Source organism: Bradyrhizobium sp., assembly GCF_022844465.1.
Classification (GTDB): domain Bacteria; phylum Pseudomonadota; class Alphaproteobacteria; order Rhizobiales; family Xanthobacteraceae; genus Bradyrhizobium.
In genome coordinates, this window is the sequence record NZ_JALHLP010000001.1 from 992,602 (window position 1) to 1,010,620 (window position 18,019).

Here is an 18,019-nt window from a genome sequence, read left to right on the forward strand (position 1 = left end):
CGCCCCCGCCGATCCGTTGTTGTACTCGGCCAACAACAACAAGTCCCGGGGCAGGAAACCATGAAAAAGGCCACCCAGATCAGAAGCGTCGAGACGCTCGCCTGCGACGCCGGCTGGCGCAACTACCACTTCGTCAAGATCATGACCGAGGACGGCCTGGTCGGCTGGAGCGAATATGACGAGGGCTTCGGCGCGCCCGGCCTGACCGCGGCGATCGAGCGGCTGGCGGTGCGGGTGGTCGGCAAGAACGCGTTCCAGCACGAGCGGATCTACGCGGATTTGTTTGCGGCGACGCGGCCGGCCGCCGGCGGCGTGGTGGCGCTGGCGATCGGGGCGATCGAGAACGCGCTGCTCGACGTCAAGGCCAAGGCGTTGGGCGTGCCCTGCTACGAACTGCTCGGCGGCAAGGTCCGCGACCGCATCCGGGTCTACTGGTCGCATTGCGCGACCTGGCGCATCAACCACCCCGATTATTTCAAGCCGGCCATCACCGATCTCGACGGCGTCAAGGCGATCGGCCGCGAGGTGCGCGAGAAGGGCTTTACGGCGATGAAGACCAACATCTTCGTCTACAGCGACGGCAAGCCGCAGGGCTGGCGGCCCGGCTTCGGCACCCCGTTCGAACCCGAGATCAATGTCGACCGCACGGTGCTGCGCAATCTCTGCATGCATCTGGAGGCGATCCGCGACGGCGCCGGCCCCGACGTCGACCTGCTGCTCGACCTCAACTTCAACGCCAAGACCGAGGGCTATCTCAAGATTTTGCGGGCCATCAAGGACATGGACATGTTCTGGGTGGAGATCGACACCTTCAACCCGCAGGCGCTGGGCTACATCCGCCGCCAGAGCCCGCACCCGATCTCGTCCTGCGAGACGCTGCTGGGCCTGCGCGAGTTCCTGCCCTACTTCAATGAGCAGGCGCTGGACGTCGCGATCATCGACACGCCCTGGAACGGGGTCTGGCAATCGATGAAGATCGCCGCCGCCGCCGAGCATTTCGAGATCAACGTCGCGCCGCATAATTTCTACGGCCACCTCTGCACCATGATGAACGCGCACTTCTCGGCCGCGGTGCCGAACCTGCGCATCATGGAGACCGACATCGACCGGCTGGCGTGGGACCACGAATTGTTCACCCATGTCCCCGACATCGTCGACGGCTACCTGGTGATGCCGGACCGGCCGGGCTGGGGCACCGAACCCAACGAGGAAGGCCTGCGCGCCCATCCGCCGAAGAGCAAGGGCGGGCTGTTGAGCTACGGGCAGCCGGGAAAGAAGTAGCGGTGAGACGTCGTCATACCCCGCGCATGCGGGGTATCCAGTACGCTGCGGCCTATCCTCTCAGTCATTGCCGTCCCGGCGTACTGGATCGCCCGCCTTCGCGGGCGATGACGGCGGTCGTGGGTGGCGAAGCTGCGTCACTCCGCCCTTGCGTGACTGCCTTTCCAGATTCTCGATATGTTTGTACAGCCTCTGCAGCTCATGGGCTGCCTCGACGCTGCCCTGCTGGATCGCGTGCTTGTACCAGCGAACTGCTTCCTTCAGGTTCGGCTTAACTTCAAGCGCTCCCATTACGTAGATTCGCGCTAACGCGAGCGTGTGTATAGGTCCTGCGCCGAGTTCAACCGCCTTGAGATGATGGTCGAAGCGCCTGCGGGCTTCCTCATCGTAAGGAACATTGCCGACCCCGACATCGTAGGCGCTTCTAAGCTGCAAATGCGTTTCGACATCCAAGGGACCAAGCTGGATTCGATATCGTCGATCAACGCATGGACCTCCGATCGCGACAGGCCCGCCTCGTCGCCCATTCTCGCCAACATGACCCGGGCAGACATATCACCTTCCGCAATTGCTTGGCGGATCAAGGCGAGTGCCTCCGCATTTCGCTTCGCTATTTTGAGCTCCGTTACTTGGAGACGCCATCCTTCCTGCATGCTCACTCCTCCAGTCAGCCCGTAGCCCGCATGAGCGCAGCGATATGCGGGAGTCTTAACCAAAGAATCCCGGATGTTGCTTCGGTCATGCTACAGGCTTCAACGCAGTTCTATATCCAGCCACCCCAGCGCGTTGACCGTGACGCGGTCGCCGGCGTCGACCAGTACCGTCGTGGTTTCGGCTTCGATGATCGCGGGACCAGCCAGCGTCTGGCCCGGCCGCAAGTCATCGAGGGCGTAGACCGGCAGCTCGCGCCAGCCGCCGAGGAAGGCTTGCCGCCTGCCGCGCGGCACGCAAGCCTGCGACGACGGTGCGGGTTTCATATCGGAATCCAGCCGCGGCACCTTGCCGACCGCTGCGACGCGGGCGTTGACGAAGACGACTTCCTGGCCGGGCGAGGCGTAGGTGTAGAGTTCCTCGTGCCTGGCGTGAAAGTGGTGCTCGATCCGGTCCACCAGATCGGCCGCGTTCCAGTCGAGGCCATCCAGCGACACGTCGATCTCGAAGATCTGCTCGCCGTAGCGCATCTCGGCGGAGCGCTCGATCGCAATCGGCCCCTTGAACCACGAGCGCAGCCGGCCGGCGGCCTGCTGCTCCAGTTGCGAGAACAGCCCGCGCACTTCCCCGGCGGTGATACGCGCGCCGGCGCCGTAATGCGTGCGGCTGACTTCGTAGCGGAGATCGCTGGTCAGCATGCCCCACGCCGACAAGACCGAGGCCACGGTCGGCACGATGATGCGCCTGATTTCGAGCTCGCGCGCCACTTCGGCGGCGTGCAGGCCGGCCGCGCCGCCGAAACTCAAGAGCGCGAATTTTCGGGGATCGACGCCGCGGCGCAGCGTCATCAGGCGGATGCCGTCGGCCATGTTCAAATTGATCATGCGGCAAATGCCGGCGGCGGCCTCGATGCGCGACAGCGACATTGCATCGGCAACGCGGTCGATCGCGGCTTCCGCGGCGGCGCGATCGAGCGGGCGCCTGCCGCCCATGAAGGCGGCGGCGTCGAGATAGCCGAGCACGACATTGGCGTCGGTGACGGTCGCGGCCTGCCCGCCATTGCCGTAGCAGGCCGGGCCCGGCACCGCGCCCGCGCTTTCCGGCCCCACCCGCAATGTGCGGCCGGCATCGACGCTGGCGATCGAGCCGCCGCCGGCCGCAATGCTGGCGATATCGAGGCTGCGCAGCGCGATGCGCTGGCCGGCCAGCATGCCGTCGGCGGACAGCGACGCCTGCCCGCCCGAGATCAGCGAGATGTCGGTCGAGGTGCCGCCCATGTCGAACGGCACCAGATCGGGAATCCCGACCAGTTCGGCGCAGCGCCGGCCGCCGGACATGCCGCCCGCAGGTCCTGACAGCACGGTGCCGGCGGCAAGCCGCGCGGCTTCCTCGACCGGCGCCATACCGCCATGCGACAGCACGACGAACAGGCTGCCCCTGAAACCGGCCTCGCCGAGCCGCGTCTCGAGGTTGGTCAGATAGCGCCGCACGACCGGCTCGACACAGGCGTTCACGATCGTGGTCGAGACGCGCTCATATTCCTTGATCTGCGGCAGCACGTCGCTGGAGCGCGAAATGCTGACGCCGGGCAGCGCCTGTGCCAGCCGGGCGACAGCGGCGAGTTCGTGAACGGGATCGAGATAGGAATGCAGGAAGCACACCGCCACCGAGGTCGCGCCTGATTTCTCGATGCCGGCAATGGCGTCGTCGAGCGAGCCCGGGTCCAGCGGGATCAGAACCTCGCCATCGGCCTTGAGCCGCTCCCTGACGCCGAAGCGCCGTTCGCGCGGCACCAGCGGCTCCGGCGGCGGCGAGCGCAGATCGTAGCGGTCGGGTTTCAGCCCCTCGCGCATCTCGATGACGTCGCGATGGCCTGCGGTGGTCAGCAGCGCTACTTTGGCGCCCTTGCGCTCCAAGAGCGCGTTGGTTGCGACCGTGGTGCCATGCACGAGTCGATCGGTGGCGGCAAGCATGGCCGCGCGCGTGACGTTGAGTCGCCGCGCCAGCTCATCCAGCCCCGCCATCACGCCGATGGATTGATCCGCCGGGGTGGACGGCGATTTCGCGAACACCGTCCGCCCGGCCTCGTCGGTGGCGACGAGGTCGGTGTAGGTGCCGCCGACGTCAACGCCGATCCTGAACATCATTCGGAAAGCCGCTCCGCCGCTGCATCGATCAGGCCCTGCTCGCGGTCGCGGCGGCGCGCCTGCTCCGATCGCTTCGCCGGCGGCCCCCAGCCGCCGCCGCCGGACGAGCGGATCTCCAGGCAATCGCCGGGGCGCAGCTCGATGCCGACTTCCTTGGTGCGGAGCACGCGCGGCGCCCGGCCTTCGGACAGCAGACGGTAATGATGCGGCTTGCCGTCCTCGCCGCCGAGCATGCCGCAGGGACCGTGGCGGGCGCCGTCGCCCGCGGTGTTGCCCTTGGCAGGCTTCTCGGTTTCCAGCACCAGATCGAGCGCGACCCCGAGGCCACCGCGAAACTGGCCGTCGCCGCCGGAGCCGGCGCGGAATTCATGGTGGCGGAAATGCAGTGGAAAGCGCGCTTCGGCGACTTCGAGGCTGCCGAATTTGAGCCCGCCGACCGAATGCCACTCGCCGATCGACGACCAGCCGTCGCCGCCCGACGACGCGCCGCCGCCGGGGCGCGCCTGGAACAAGTGCCAGATGAAATTCCTGCCGGTGCGCGGATCCTCGCCCTGGATCGCGATCCGGAACCTTCGGCTCCAGCCGGCCATCGCGCGCTCCGGGCACGACGCCGACAACGCCTTGACGATCGCCTCGACGATCTCGTTGGAGGGATGGCTGGTGCACAGCGTCACCGGCCGGCCCGGATCGGCCCACACCACCGTCCCCTGTCGGGCGATCACCTTCAGCGGGCGCAGCGCGCCGCTGTTCTTGGGAATCTCGGCGTCGATCAGATAGGCAAACGCCATCGCCACCGCCGCCTGCATGTTGGCGTGCGAGGAATTGACGAAACTGGTCGATTGCGGATCGGATTGGGACAAATCGACTTCGACGTCGCTGCCGTTCTTGGTCACCTTGGCGGCGATGCGAATGTCGCTGCGGCCATGGCCGTCGTCGTCGAGAAACGCCTCGCCGTGGAACACGCCGTCCTTCCAGGTCGAAACCACGGCGCGGGTCTGCTGCTCGGTGGCATCGAGGATCGCCTCCATGGCGGCTTCGACCACCGGTGCGCCGAACTCGGAAAACAGCCGCGCCAGCCGCCGCTCGCCGAGTTGCGCGGCCCCCAGCATCGCGGCGAGGTCGCCGCGAAATTCGCGGGGGTTGCGGATGTTCAGCGCCAGCAGGTCGAGCAGGTCGTCGCGCAGCTTCCCCGCTTCATACAGCTTGATCGGCGGGACGCGCAGCCCCTCCTGGTAGATCTCGGTGGCAGCGGGATTGTAGGCGCCATGGGTGGCGCCGCCGATATCGCTCTGGTGCGCGCGGACGATGGTCCAGAGCAGCCGCCGCCCGCCGGCGAACACCGGCACGAAGGCAGTGAGATCGGGCAGATGGCTGCCGCCATGATAGGGATCGTTGAGCAGGATGACATCGCCCGGCGCGACGTCCTTGAAGCGTTGCTCGACCGCCAGCGTCGCCCAGGGCAGCGCGCCGACGTGAACCGGGAGGTGATCGGCCTGCGCGATCAGGCGCCCGCCGGTGTCGCAGATCGCCAGCGAGAAATCGCGGCTGGAATTGAGGATTTGCGAGTAGGAGGTGCGAAGCATCGCCTCGCCCATTTCCTTGACGATCGAACTCAGCCGGTGCTGGACGACGGAACGCGTGATGGGATCGACCGTGGCAGACATTCTTACCCGTTATTCTCAGCTAGTTTGGCAGCGGAGCGTAGGATGGGTTGAGCCCTTGCGGAACCCATCACTATCACGAGCCGCAATCGATTTGTATGATGGGTATCGCTTACGCTCCACCCATCCTACGTTACGCAGCATCACAGCGTGCTTGCGACTTCGCCAAGCGCGCCCGACGCCGCCTCGATGATCGCATCTATATCGGCATCCGTCATCGGGGTCGACAACGCCATCAAGCCGTTGCCCGCCGCCAGCACGCCGCGATTGAGCAGCGCGCGGGCGAAAACCGTCTGCCGTCGCGTTTCCTCCTCGCTCAGCCAGGCCGAGCGATAGTCGCGAATCTCGCGGTCGGCGAAATGAATCTTGAGCAGCGAACCGAGCCCGACCGTGCCGCCGGGCACGCGGTGCCGGCGGAACGCGGCGTCGATGCCGGCGCGCACGGCCGCGCCCATCGCATCGAGGCGCGCGAAGGCAGCATCGTCAAGCAGCTTCATCCCGGCCAGCCCTGCGCGCATCGTCACCGGATTGGCGGAGAAAGTGCCGCCATGCGGCAGCGCCGGCTTGCCGGCGCGCGGATCGAACACCGCCATGACGTCCCTGTGGCCGCCGATCGCGCCGACCGGAAAGCCGCCGCCGATGATCTTGCCGAGCGCGGTCAGGTCCGGATCGATGTCCCAGATGCCCTGCGCGCCGCGATAGCCCAGGCGAAAGGTGATGACCTCGTCGAACACAAGCAACGCGCCGACCTCGCGCGTGACTTTTCGGAGCGCCTCCAGATAGGCGCGGTCGGCCGGCGCGAGGCCAGCGCGGTTTGGCATGGGATCGACCAGCACGCAGGCAAGCTCCCGCCCATGCTCGCGGATCAGGCTGACGGCGGCCTCGGGGTCGTTGAAGGGAATGGTGACGACATCGGCCAGCACATTGTCAGGCGTGCCCTTCGCATAGGCGATCGAGACCGGCGTATTGCGGCCCCAGGCTTGCGGCGTCGGATCGAGGCTGACCTCGGCATAATCATAGGAGCCGTGATAGGCGCCCTCGCATTTGGCGATCTTGGGGCGGCCGGTATGCGCCCGCGCCGCCTTCAGCGCCATCATCACCGCCTCGGTGCCGGAATTTGCAAACCGCACCTGATCGACCGACGGCAGCCGCGCCACCAGCAGTTCGGCCAGATCGACCTCGGATTCGGTTGGAAGCCCGAACGCGGTGCCCAGCGCCAGCTGCGCGGTTACTGCCGCCATGAGCGCGGGATGGGCGTGGCCGTGGATCTGGGATGTGAAGTTGTTGATGCAATCTATGAAGACGTTGCCGTCGATATCCCAGACCCGGCAGCCCTCGCCACGGGCGGCGTAGATCGGATACGGCTTCATGAAAATGGTGGTACGGCTGTTGCCGCCGGGCAGGCTCGCCAGCGCCCGGTCGTACATTTTCTGCGACGAGGAATTTGAATCCGGGTACATGGGTTTTCCTTCCTGCGCCAACCCTACAATAAAGGACGCGACGATCTCCGCAATCATGACGGCGGCTTGATCATGCCGGCAAGCAGAACCATGATGCCCCGCCGGCCGGCCTCCGCTTCAGCCGGTCCAGCGGCCATCAAGACCGCGACCGGGAGTACAGCCATGGATATCACGATGAAAGATCGCGTTGCCGCCATCACCGGCGGCAGCAAGGGCCTTGGCCTGGCGATGGCGCGGCGATTTGCCGCCTCGGGCGCAAGGGTGGCGATCCTGGCGCGCGGCGCCGACGACCTCAAGGCGGCGCGGGAGTTGCTCGCCAAGGATGGCCTCAAGGTGCGCGACTATGTCTGCGACGTCTCCAAGGCGGCCGACATCGCCAGGGCGCACGACAAGATCACTGCCGATCTCGGCGGAATCGACATCCTCGTCAACAACGCCGGCACGGCGCGGACGATGGCATTCGAGGCCATCAGCGACGAGGCCTGGCAGGAAGATCTCGACCTCAAGCTGTTTGCCGCGATCCGCTTCTCCAGGCTGGTCTGGCCGGGCATGAAGGCGCGCAAATGGGGCCGCATCATCAACGTGCTCAACACCTTCGCGAAGGCGCCGGCCGCATCATCGGCGCCGACCTCGGTCTCGCGCGCGGCCGGCATGGCGCTGACCAAGGTGATGGCGAACGAAGGCGGCGAGCACAACATCCTGGTCAACGCCATGCTGGTCGGCCTGATCATGAGCGATCAATGGGTCAAGCGGCACGCCGCGCAGGCGCCAGACATGGATTTCGAGGTCTTTGCGAAAAACCTGGCCAAGGGCACGCCGCTCGGCCGCATCGGGACGTCGGAGGAATTCGCCAATCTGGCGTGTTTCCTCGCCTCCGATCAGGGATCCTACATCACCGGCACCGCCATCAACGTCGATGGCGGCCGTTCGCCTGTGGTGTAGCGCATTGTCAGGGACAGTGCCTACACCCTTCGAGACGACCGCTTCGCGGTCGCCTCAGGATGAGGTCAACCTTCGTTCCTCATGGTGAACTCAGTGCCGCCGAAAAAAGGCCCCCGTCACCGGAGGCCTCTTGGCGTTTCCTAGACGGCGTCCTTGGCGGCCTTGACTGGACGGGCCCGGACGATCTTGCGGGCCGGCTTGGCCTTGAACATCATTTCCTCGCCGGTGAAAGGGTTGGTGCCCTTCCGCGCCTTGGTCGCAGGCTTCTTGACCACGACGAACTTCGCGAAACCGGGAACGAGAAACACCCCGTTCTTCTTCAGCTCCTTGTGGCCGACGTCAACGAGCGTATCCATTACGCTCTTGACTTCCTTCTTCGAAACCTCGGTGGAGGTCGCGATCTTTTCGATCAGCTGCGACTTGGACATTTGGGTAGCCATGGTTGCTCCATTGATTCATGGGAAGGCGACGATAGGTCGGAAACCGCATAAAAAATAGGGTTTCCGACACTCTGCACAACTATCTCGCTAGTCCAGTTGCACTGATTCGTCCAATTTTGGCTGTTTTTCAGGCCTTGAGCGCCTAGCGACCCTGTTTTCAAGGGCTGTGAGACACATTGTCCGGCCGGTTTTCCGGCAATCCCGGACCGTGCCGCTTTCCCTGTTACTACCTGGACGCGAGGCGATCCTTGCACCGGCACGAAAAATCAGCAGGCCGATCGGCCGTTGAACACGTTGTTTTCGGAAAGGATTTTCCCGATCGCGCCGCGATTAGAAAATGACTCGCATTCCCCTTCCATCGTAACATCGACCGCGAAGGCGGATGCCTGAGCAATCCGCCATACCAAGCTGGAGACTTCGCATGGACTTGACGCGCATCGAGATCAACCGCCGCACCGCGCTGCTGACGTCGGCTGCGATCGCGGCCAACGTGATCAATCCGATGCGCGCCTTTGCGCAGGAAACGCCGCGCAAGGGCGGCGTGTTCAACGTGCATTACGGCGCCGAGCAGCGCCAGCTCAACCCGAGCATCCAGGCCTCCACCGGAGTCTACATCATCGGCGGCAAAATCCAGGAAAACCTCGTTGACCTCGACGCCAAAGGTCAGCCGGTCGGCGTGCTCGCCGAGAGCTGGGAAGCCGCGCCCGACGGCAAGACCATCACATTCAAGCTGCGCAAGGGCGTGACCTGGCACGACGGCAAGCCGTTCACCTCGGCCGACGTCGAGTTCACCGCCATGAACATGTGGAAGAAGATCCTCAACTACGGATCGACGCTGCAGCTGTTCCTGACCGCGGTCGAGACGCCGGACGCCCACACCGCGATCTTCAAATACGATCGGCCGATGCCGCTCAACCTGCTGCTGCGCGCCCTGCCCGATCTTGGCTACATCTCGGCCAAACATCTCTATGAGAGCGGCGACATCCGCCAGAACCCGACCAACCTTTCGCCGGTCGGCACCGGCCCGTTCAAGTTCGTCAAATACGAGCGCGGACAATACGTCATCGCCGACCGCAACGAGAATTACTGGCGCCCCAACGCGCCCTATCTCGACCGCATTGTCTGGCGCGTGATCACCGACCGCTCGGCGGCGGCAGCGCAGATGGAGGCCGGCGAACTGCATTGTTCGCCGTTCTCCGGCCTGACCATCTCGGACCTGGCGCGGCTCGGCAAGGACAAGCGCTTCATCGTCTCGACCAAGGGCAATGAGGGCAACGCGCGGACCAACACCCTCGAGTTCAACTTCCGCCGCAAGGAGTTGTCCGACGTCCGCGTCCGCCGCGCCATCGCGCATGCGATCAACGTGCCGTTCTTCATCGACAATTTCCTCGGCGATTTCGCCAAGCTCGGCACCGGCCCGATCCCCTCGACCTCGACCGACTTCTATCCGGGCGCCGACACGCCGCAATATCCCTACGACAAGGCCAAGGCCGCGGCGCTGCTCGACGAGGCCGGCTTCAAGGCGGGTAGCGGCGGCACGCGCTTCCCGCTCAAGCTGCTGCCCGCGCCCTGGGGCGAGGACATCTCGCTGTGGTCGACCTTCATCCAGCAATCGCTGCAGGAGATCGGCATTCCGGTCGAGATCGTGCGCAACGACGGCGGCGGCTTCCTCAAGCAGGTCTATGACGAACACGCCTTCGATCTTGCCACCGGCTGGCACCAGTACCGCAACGACCCCGCAGTCTCGACCACAGTCTGGTATCGCTCGGGCCAGCCCAAGGGCGCGCCCTGGACCAACCAGTGGGGCTGGGAGGACAAGGCGATCGACAAGACCATCGATGACGCCGCCACCGAAGTCGATCCGGCCAAGCGCAAGGCGCTGTATGCCCGGTTCGTCAAGGAGGTGAACACGGAACTGCCGGTCTGGATGCCGATCGAGCAGATCTTCGTCACGACGATCACGGCAAAGGCGCGCAATCACTCCAACACGCCGCGCTGGGGCTCGTCGAGCTGGCACGATCTTTGGCTATCCGCATGACGCCATATCCGCCAAGATAGCCTGATGCGTATCCTTGGCCTTGCGGGGCGGCGGCTCGCCGCCTCGATCCCGACCCTGATCCTGATCCTGATCGGCATGTTTCTGCTGCTGCAGTTCGCGCCGGGCGACACCGTCGATGCGATGATGGCGCAGATGGGCGGCGGCGACGCCGCAACGGCAAAGGATCTGCGAAAATTCTACGGGCTCGACGTCTCCATTCCCGCCCAGCTCGGCAACTACCTCTGGCGCCTGGTGCGCCTCGATCTCGGCTTCTCCTCGATCTACGGCAAGCCGGTGGCGTCGGTGATCATCGAGCGGCTGCCGCCGACCATCCTGCTGATGACCGCATCGCTGTCCTTTGCGTTCTTCTTCGGGCTCTTGTTCGGCGTCATCGCCGCCCGCGGCGTCAACCGCTGGCCCGATACGCTGATCTCGACGCTCGGCCTCGTGTTCTACGCCACGCCCTCGTTCTGGTTCGGATTGATGGCCATCGTGGTCTTCTCCGTCTACCTGCAATGGCTGCCGCCCGGCGGCTTCGAGGACATCGGGACGGTTCAGACCGGCATCTGGCGCGTGCTCGGCATCGCAAGCCATCTGGTGCTGCCAACACTGACGCTGGGGCTGATCTTTCTTGCCATCTACCTGCGCATCATGCGCGCCTCGATGCTGGAAGTGCTCAACCTCGATTATGTCCGGACCGCGCGGGCCAAAGGCCTCGACGAGACCCGCGTGGTGACGCGACATGTGCTCCGCAACGCCCTCTTACCGATGGTGACGCTGATCGGCCTGCAGGCCGGCACCATGCTCGGCGGCTCGGTGGTGGTCGAAAGCGTGTTCTCGCTGCCGGGCCTCGGCCGCCTCGCCTATGAATCGGTGGTGCAACGCGACCTCAATACCCTGCTCGGCATCGTGTTCGTCTCGGCGCTGCTCGTCATCACCGTCAATTTCGTGGTCGACCTGATCTATGCGCGGCTCGACCCGCGCATCACGGCCGGGGGCTAGGGCCATGGACGCGGTCAGGCGCTACTTCAGAAGTCCGGCGGCCGTCGCGGGCCTTGTCTTGCTGATAATCGTGATCGGAATGGCGGTCAGCGCCGGCTGGCTCTATCCGCGCGATCCGCTGGCGCTGGCCGGCCGCCCCCTGATCTGGCCGTTCTCCAACCCGCGCTTCCTGCTCGGCACCGACAATTCGGGACGCGATATCGCCGCCCAGATATTCTATGGCGCGCGAATATCGCTCCTGATCGGCGGCGTCGCCACCGTGATTGCGATCCTGATCGGCGTCCTTGTCGGCGCCTTTTCCGGCTACTATGGCGGCTGGGTCGACACCGTGCTGATGCGGATCACCGAAGCCTTCCAGACGCTGCCAAACTTCGTGCTGCTGTTGGTGCTGGTCGCCGTGTTCGGCTCGACGCTGACGACCGTCACCATCGCGGTCGGCGTGGTGTCGTGGCCGGCGCCGGCGCGGCTGACCCGCGCCGAATTCATGTCGTTGCGCAACCGGGAATTTGTCCAGGCCGGACGCACGCTCGGCATGAAGGACATCCAGCTCATGCTCGGCGAGATCCTGCCCAACGCGCTGCCGCCGGTCATCGTCTACGCCAGCGTCGTGATGGCGGTTGCGATCCTGCTCGAAAGCGCGCTCGCCTTCCTGCGCCTGTCCGATCCCAACGTGGCGTCGTGGGGCAATCTGATCGGGCTCGGCCGCGACGTGCTACGGGTGCAGTGGTACGTCTCGGCGATCCCCGGCATCGCCATTCTCGTCACGGTGCTGGCAGTGTCGCTGGTCGGCCAGGGCCTCAACGACGCGCTCAATCCGAGGCTGAAGGGCCGATGAGCGCGACTGAACCGATCCTCTCGCTCGATCGCCTCAGCGTTCGCCTGCCCCGCGGCGCCGACCGGACCCATGCGCTGTCCGAGGTGTCGCTGCAGATCGCGGCCAACGAAATCCTGTGCGTGGTCGGCGAATCCGGTTCCGGCAAATCGGTGATGGCCAACGCCGTCATGCGGCTGTTGCCCAACGAAGTGACGATCGACGGCGGCCGGGTGATGTTCGAGAGCCGGGATCTCTGCGCCGCATCGGCCGCCGAGATGCGCAAAGTGCGCGGCGCCCGCATCGCCATGATCTTCCAGGAGCCGATGACGGCGCTCAACCCGCTGCGCACCATCGGCGACCAGATCGCCGAGATGTTCTCGACCCATACCGAATTGTCGAAGGCCGAGATCGGCGCAAGGATGCTCGCCTTGCTCGCCGACGTGCGGATTCCCGATCCGAAGGTGGCGGCGAAGGCCTATCCGCACGAACTTTCGGGCGGGCAACGCCAGCGCGCCATGATCGCGATGGCGCTGGCGCTCGACCCAAAACTGCTGATCGCCGACGAGCCGACCACCGCGCTCGACGTCACCACCCAGGCGCAAATCCTGAAGCTGATCCGCGACCTGCAGCAGCGGCGCCGGACCGCCGTCATGTTCATCACCCATGATTTCGGCGTCGTCGCCGAGATCGCCGACCGCGTGGTGGTGATGCAGCACGGCGTGATTGTCGAGCACGGCACCGCCGCCGCAGTGCTGAACCATCCGCAACATGCCTATACAAGGCAGCTGATCGCCGCCGTGCCGCCGCTAAAGGCACCGCCGCCGCGCCCGCTCTCGGCGGAGAACATCCTGACGATGTCCGGCGTTTCCAAGACCTACCGCACCGGCGGCTTCCTGGGGCGCGGGGCGCGGGTGACGCCCGCGGTCAGGAACGTCTCGCTCAACCTGCCGCGCGGCGCGACGCTCGGCATCGTCGGCGAATCCGGTTCGGGCAAGTCGACGCTGGCGCGCTGCATCGTGCGGCTGATCGATCCAGATGCCGGCTCGATCTTGCTCGACGGCCAGGATTGGGCGAAACTGTCGCGCGAACAAGTGCGCCGCGAGACCCGTCATATCCAGATGGTGTTCCAGGACCCGTTCGCTTCGCTCAATCCGCGCCGCAAGGCGGCCGAACTGGTGGCGCAGGGTCCGATCGTGCACGGCACGCCGCGGGCGAAGGCGATCGCAGACGCCAGGGAATTGTTCGCGCTGGTCGGGCTCGACCCTTCCGCCGGCGACCGCTTTCCGCACGAGTTCTCCGGCGGCCAGCGGCAGCGCATCGGGCTGGCGCGCGCACTGGCGCTGAAGCCGGACGTGCTGGTCGCCGACGAACCGGTGTCGGCGCTGGACGTTTCCGTGCAGGCGCAGGTGCTGAAACTGCTGGCCGAACTGCGGGCGCGGCTCGGCCTGTCCATCATCTTCATCACGCATGATCTGCGCGTCGCCGCGCAGATATGCGACCTCGTCGCGGTGATGAAGGACGGCGAAGTGGTCGAGCACGGGCTGGCCGGACAGGTGTTCGGCGACCCTCAGCATCCCTATACCCGGGCGCTGCTCGACTCCATCCCCGGCGGCGCGTTTGCGCGCGAGCATGCAATCGAGGCGGTGTAGCTGCACTCCACGCTCATTCGCGGGGAGAGGGAGAGGTGGCACCTCGCCCGCTGACATCAAGCCATCTCGCGCGCATCTCTCCGGCGATAGACCAGCAGCATCAGCGGCGCCAGCTTGCGCAGGAGGCCGTGGGCGACGATCGGCGCAGGCTCCGTGAACGGCAGCGCCAGCTCGCTTTCGCTCACGCCGCGGACGGCCTTGGCCAGTTCATTGCCGAGCGGGATGGTCAGCGCCACCGCGCGGCCGTTGCAGCCGGTCCAGCCATAGGCGTCGGGGCCGAGCCGGTGGATGCGCGGCAGGAAATCCGTGGTCATGCCGACATAGCCGTTCCAGACGTAATCGAACGAAACCTCGCCGATCTGCGGCCATAGCCGCTGCAAGCGCTCGGTGACGCGGGCCTTGATCCGCTCGACCTTGTTGCCGGGGCCGATCACGGCGCCGCCGGTGACGAGACGATTGCGTGCGTCGTAGCGTGCGAAATAGAGTTCGCCGTGGGTGTCCGACATCGCCTGACGGCCCGGAATGATGGTCTTGCGGACATTATCGGACAAGGGCTGCGTCGCCATCTGCCAGGACAGCACCGGCATCACCTCGTGCGCGATTTCAGGCACCAGCGACTTCGAGAACTCGCCGCTATAGGCGTTGGTCGCCACCACCAGCGCACGGCCGGAGATCTCGCCCCGTGCCGTCTTGACCACCCAGCGGTCGTTGCGGCGCTCGAAGCTCTCGGCGGGCGATCGGGCGTAGATGCGCGCGCCGAGGCCGAGCACGGTGTGCGCCAGCCCACGGGCCAGCGCCAGCGGATTGATGTGGCCGCCGGTCCTGTTCCAGAACCCGCCGAACCATGCATCCGATCCCAGCATGTCGCGCGTCTGCTCGCGCGACAGCAATTCGACCGGCGCGCCGAACTTCGACCATTGCCGCACCCGGCGTTCGGCGATCTTAATGCGGCCCGGCGAATGAACCGGCTGCACCCATCCGGCCTGTTCCTGCTCGGCCGCGATGTTGTAGCGCCGAGTCAGGTCAAACAGGCTGGAGGCGCTGTCGCGCAACATGCCGACGAAACGCTCGCCCGCCTCGCCATGCCTGGCGACGATATCCTCGGGATCGGGCCGCGACAGCGTCGGGATCACCTGGCCGTTGTTGCGCCCGGAAGCGCCCCAGCCCGGCTCCATCGCCTCGACGATGGCGACATCGACGCCGGCCTCGCGCAGATGCAGCGCGGTGGAAAGGCCGGTGAAGCCGCCGCCGATCACGATGACGTCGGCCTGCTGCGCGCCGATCAGTTCGGGCAGATCGGGTCCCGGCGGGGTCACCGCCGCCCACAGAGAGCCGGGCCAGCGCACGTTGGTCGTCTCCATCATGATCCTTTCTTGCGGGCGCCTGGTCGATCTGGTTAGCTTGGTGCGCGCATCATCATGCCGGAGAATAAAGAGAGTGGCACTGAAAAACGTCATCGGAATCGATCACGCCGTGGTCATGGTGAAGGATCTCGACAAGGCCGCCGACAACTACCGGCGGCTCGGCTTCACCGTGTCGCCGCGCGGCACCCACAGCGCCCATATGGGATCGGGCAACTACACCATCATGTTCGACCCCGACTACATGGAATTGCTCGGCGTGCTGGCCCCGACCGAGCATAATGCGCCGGCGCGGGCGTTTCTCGCAACCAACGGCGAAGGCATCGAGCGCATCGCCTTCACGGCGGTGGATTCGGCCGACGGCGCGGAAGAGATTCGCGCGCGCGGTTTTCCGCCGATCGGCCCCACCGATTTCGAACGGCCGGTGAACATGCCCGACGGCACGGTGTCGGCGGCGAAATTCCGGACCTTTCAGTGGCCGGTGGCGGAAGCGCCGAGCGGCGTGCGCATCTTCGCCTGTCAGCACAAGACGCGCGAGACGGTCTGGATTCCCGAACTGATGAAGCATGCCAATGGCGCCAGACGCCTGAAGCAGGTGCTGATGGTCGCACCCGACCCGGCGAAGGAAGCCGCGCATCTGTCGCGACTGATCGATCGCGAACCACGCCGCGAGCCGGACGGCGCGGTCGCGGTGCCATCAGGGGGAGACCGCGCCGATTTCGTGTTCCTGACCCGGGATCAGCTCGGCAAGCGCTACCCCGGCGTTCCGCTGACCGGCCTGCCCGAACGCGCCGGCGCCGGGCTCGTGATCGCGGCCGATTTGGCGGCGGCGGAAAAGGCGCTTGGCACCGTCGGCATCCGCAGCGCCGGCGGCGTCGTGGTGCCGCCCGGCGGCGCCAATGGGACACTGCTCGCCTTCGTCAAGGCATAACCGGCGCCACTCGCGGCACCGGGAAAGCCGAGCATGGCGAAGCGCAGGACCGAACCGGACGACGATGCGGCAGGCAGCCGCCGCGGCCGTCCGCGTTCCGCCGAGACGACGAGCGCTATTCTGCAAAGCGCCTACGCCCTGATGGCGACCACGGGCCTTGCCGCCACCAGCATCGACGCCGTTGCGCGGCACTCCAATGTTTCAAAGATGACCATCTACAAATGGTGGCCGTCGCGAGAAGCGCTCCTGATCGACGCCTTCCTGAACCACGCCTCGCTGATGTTGCCGCTGCCAGGCACGGGCAGGCCCGCGGACCGGCTCAGGAGCCACGCCGCAGCCTATGCGAAAGCGCTGCAGGGCAAGTTTGGCCGGGTACAGCTCGCGGTGATCTCCGAATGCATCTCGAACACCGGCTCGGCGGAGATCTTCTACACCCGCTACCTCCGGTATCGAAGGGCGGCGCTTGTCGAACTGATTGCGGCTGGCCAGCAGGACGGCAGCATCGGCGCGATCGGGACGCCGCATGATCTGTATGACGCGATCTACGGCAGCCTGTTCTACCGCTACGTCTTCGGAATCAGGCCGATCTCGCCGGCACACGCCCGCAAGCTCGTCGACACCCTGCTGTTGGTCAGGAGCCGCTGACGCCTTCGGCCGGGTTACGCCGCTCGCGGCGAAACCAGCCCCAGGTCTCGCGCGTCACGGCCCGATAACCCTGTCCCCGAAAAACGATCTGGTCCGCGACGATCCGGTGCAGCTTCGGCAGCGCATGGAACGGGATCGAAGGATAGGCGTGGTGTTCGACATGGTAAGGCATGTTCCACGCAAACCATTTGGTGATGATGCCGGTATAGGTGGTGCGGGTGTTGCGGAAGGCACTGCGCGTCCGCTCGCAGCCGGTGTGTTCGGCATAGAGGTAGGGACGCAGGAACAGCTGACCGACGATCAGGGGAACGATCCAGACCCAAAGCAGAATCGCGGTACCCAGCGCGAGCGAGGCGAGCAGGAGCACGACATAGAATACGACATAGAGGCGCGCTTCCCTCACGATGATGTGGCGCTTGCCTTCCGGGATCCAGGGCGCGGACGCGTCGCCGGTGACGGCGTGGCGGAGCATCAGCCGTATCCGGAACGCAACCTGCCGAATGCCGCTATAGGCGATCGCGAGCTGGGTGTCGGATGCGGGGATCGGGCCAACCAGCAGTTCCGGGTCCCTTTCCGGGTCCTGCGTGTAGCGGTGGTGGTCCCAGTGGAACAGGCAGTAATACTCGTAAGGCAGCCAGATCGCTAAAGACGACAGATGACCGACCGCCAGATTGAGCGCAGGGCTGCGAAACGCCGTCTTGTGCGCGGTCTCATGCACGACCATGAACAGGAAGGCGACGAAGTAACCCTGCACGACCATGAGCGGCAACGCCCAGACCAGGCCATGGGTCGAGGACACCAGCCAGATCAGCGTGCCGAAGAGGCCGATCGCGCCATAATGGCTGGCCGCGCGAACAAGGCCCTGAAGGTCGGATCGTGCCGACAGTTCGCGAAGCGCGGCCGAAGTCAGCGGCTTTGCTCCCGTTGCGGTGACAGCAGTGCTCATGGCGCCTTTGCTCCAACAAGCGATCCCAGTCGCGCGACCCTATTTACTGTA

General features: G+C 65.6%; 15 protein-coding genes. 8 read left to right on the forward strand and 7 right to left on the reverse strand.

Going from position 1 to position 18,019, the window contains the following annotated elements:
* Positions 1-60: 60 nt before the first annotated feature.
* A complete protein-coding gene (locus Q0D31_RS04725) occupies positions 61-1,281 on the forward strand; it encodes a mandelate racemase/muconate lactonizing enzyme family protein (RefSeq protein ID WP_291845782.1) in 1,221 nt (406 codons plus the stop codon).
* Between the two features lie 60 nt (positions 1,282-1,341).
* On the opposite strand, the gene Q0D31_RS04730 is transcribed toward Q0D31_RS04725, so the two are convergent.
* The 4 genes from Q0D31_RS04730 to Q0D31_RS04745 form a co-directional block, all read right to left on the reverse strand.
* Entirely contained in the window at positions 1,342-1,734 is a 393-nt protein-coding gene (locus Q0D31_RS04730) for a hypothetical protein (protein WP_291845783.1), read from the reverse strand.
* Positions 1,735-2,033: 299 nt separating this feature from the next.
* Entirely contained in the window at positions 2,034-4,079 is a 2,046-nt protein-coding gene (locus tag Q0D31_RS04735; RefSeq protein WP_291845784.1) for a hydantoinase/oxoprolinase family protein, read from the reverse strand.
* The gene (locus tag Q0D31_RS04740) at positions 4,076-5,743 is read right to left on the reverse strand and encodes a hydantoinase B/oxoprolinase family protein (protein ID WP_291845785.1); all 1,668 of its coding nucleotides are present in this window, start codon (positions 5,741-5,743) and stop codon (positions 4,076-4,078) included. The genes Q0D31_RS04735 and Q0D31_RS04740 overlap by 4 nt, the downstream gene beginning before the upstream one ends.
* A 140-nt stretch (positions 5,744-5,883) precedes the next feature.
* Entirely contained in the window at positions 5,884-7,200 is a 1,317-nt protein-coding gene (locus Q0D31_RS04745) for an aspartate aminotransferase family protein (protein ID WP_291845786.1), read from the reverse strand.
* A gap of 174 nt (positions 7,201-7,374) precedes the next feature.
* On the opposite strand from Q0D31_RS04745, the gene Q0D31_RS04750 reads away from it, so the two are divergent.
* Positions 7,375-8,142 (forward strand): SDR family oxidoreductase, encoded by a 768-nt coding sequence (locus Q0D31_RS04750; protein WP_291845787.1) that lies wholly within the window; start codon positions 7,375-7,377, stop codon positions 8,140-8,142.
* 140 nt (positions 8,143-8,282) lie between these two features.
* Here the strand turns inward: Q0D31_RS04750 and Q0D31_RS04755 are convergent, their stop codons facing one another.
* Positions 8,283-8,582 carry an HU family DNA-binding protein gene (locus tag Q0D31_RS04755; RefSeq protein WP_291845788.1) on the reverse strand — a complete coding sequence of 100 codons (300 nt, stop codon included), beginning with the start codon at positions 8,580-8,582 and terminating at the stop codon, positions 8,283-8,285.
* A 421-nt stretch (positions 8,583-9,003) separates the two neighbouring features.
* Here Q0D31_RS04755 and Q0D31_RS04760 point away from each other — a divergent pair, with 421 nt between their 5' ends.
* Genes Q0D31_RS04760 through Q0D31_RS04775 form a run of 4 tightly spaced genes read left to right on the forward strand, consistent with a single transcriptional unit; the run spans position 9,004 to position 14,085 of the window.
* A complete protein-coding gene (locus tag Q0D31_RS04760; RefSeq protein ID WP_291845789.1) occupies positions 9,004-10,620 on the forward strand; it encodes an ABC transporter substrate-binding protein in 1,617 nt (538 codons plus the stop codon).
* A 24-nt stretch (positions 10,621-10,644) separates the two neighbouring features.
* Complete coding sequence (locus tag Q0D31_RS04765) at positions 10,645-11,622, forward strand: ABC transporter permease (RefSeq protein WP_291845790.1); 978 nt, start codon at positions 10,645-10,647, stop codon at positions 11,620-11,622.
* 4 nt (positions 11,623-11,626) lie between these two features.
* Complete coding sequence (locus Q0D31_RS04770; RefSeq protein ID WP_291845791.1) at positions 11,627-12,457, forward strand: ABC transporter permease; 831 nt, start codon at positions 11,627-11,629, stop codon at positions 12,455-12,457.
* Entirely contained in the window at positions 12,454-14,085 is a 1,632-nt protein-coding gene (locus Q0D31_RS04775) for an ABC transporter ATP-binding protein (RefSeq protein ID WP_291845792.1), read from the forward strand. Before Q0D31_RS04770 ends, Q0D31_RS04775 begins: the two co-directional genes overlap by 4 nt.
* 56 nt (positions 14,086-14,141) lie before the next feature.
* Here the strand turns inward: Q0D31_RS04775 and Q0D31_RS04780 are convergent, their stop codons facing one another.
* Positions 14,142-15,446 carry an FAD-binding oxidoreductase gene (locus tag Q0D31_RS04780; RefSeq protein WP_291846780.1) on the reverse strand — a complete coding sequence of 435 codons (1,305 nt, stop codon included), beginning with the start codon at positions 15,444-15,446 and terminating at the stop codon, positions 14,142-14,144.
* 76 nt (positions 15,447-15,522) lie between these two features.
* Between Q0D31_RS04780 and Q0D31_RS04785 the strand changes: the two genes are divergently transcribed.
* Both Q0D31_RS04785 and Q0D31_RS04790 read left to right on the forward strand, forming a co-directional pair.
* A complete protein-coding gene (locus Q0D31_RS04785) occupies positions 15,523-16,377 on the forward strand; it encodes a VOC family protein (protein ID WP_291845793.1) in 855 nt (284 codons plus the stop codon).
* 33 nt (positions 16,378-16,410) lie between these two features.
* Positions 16,411-17,022 carry a TetR/AcrR family transcriptional regulator gene (locus Q0D31_RS04790; protein WP_291845794.1) on the forward strand — a complete coding sequence of 204 codons (612 nt, stop codon included), beginning with the start codon at positions 16,411-16,413 and terminating at the stop codon, positions 17,020-17,022.
* On the opposite strand, the gene Q0D31_RS04795 is transcribed toward Q0D31_RS04790, so the two are convergent.
* Positions 17,009-17,968, reverse strand: a complete 960-nt coding sequence (locus Q0D31_RS04795; RefSeq protein WP_291845795.1) for a fatty acid desaturase — start codon at positions 17,966-17,968, stop codon at positions 17,009-17,011. The genes Q0D31_RS04790 and Q0D31_RS04795 overlap by 14 nt on opposite strands.
* Positions 17,969-18,019: the final 51 nt, after the last annotated feature.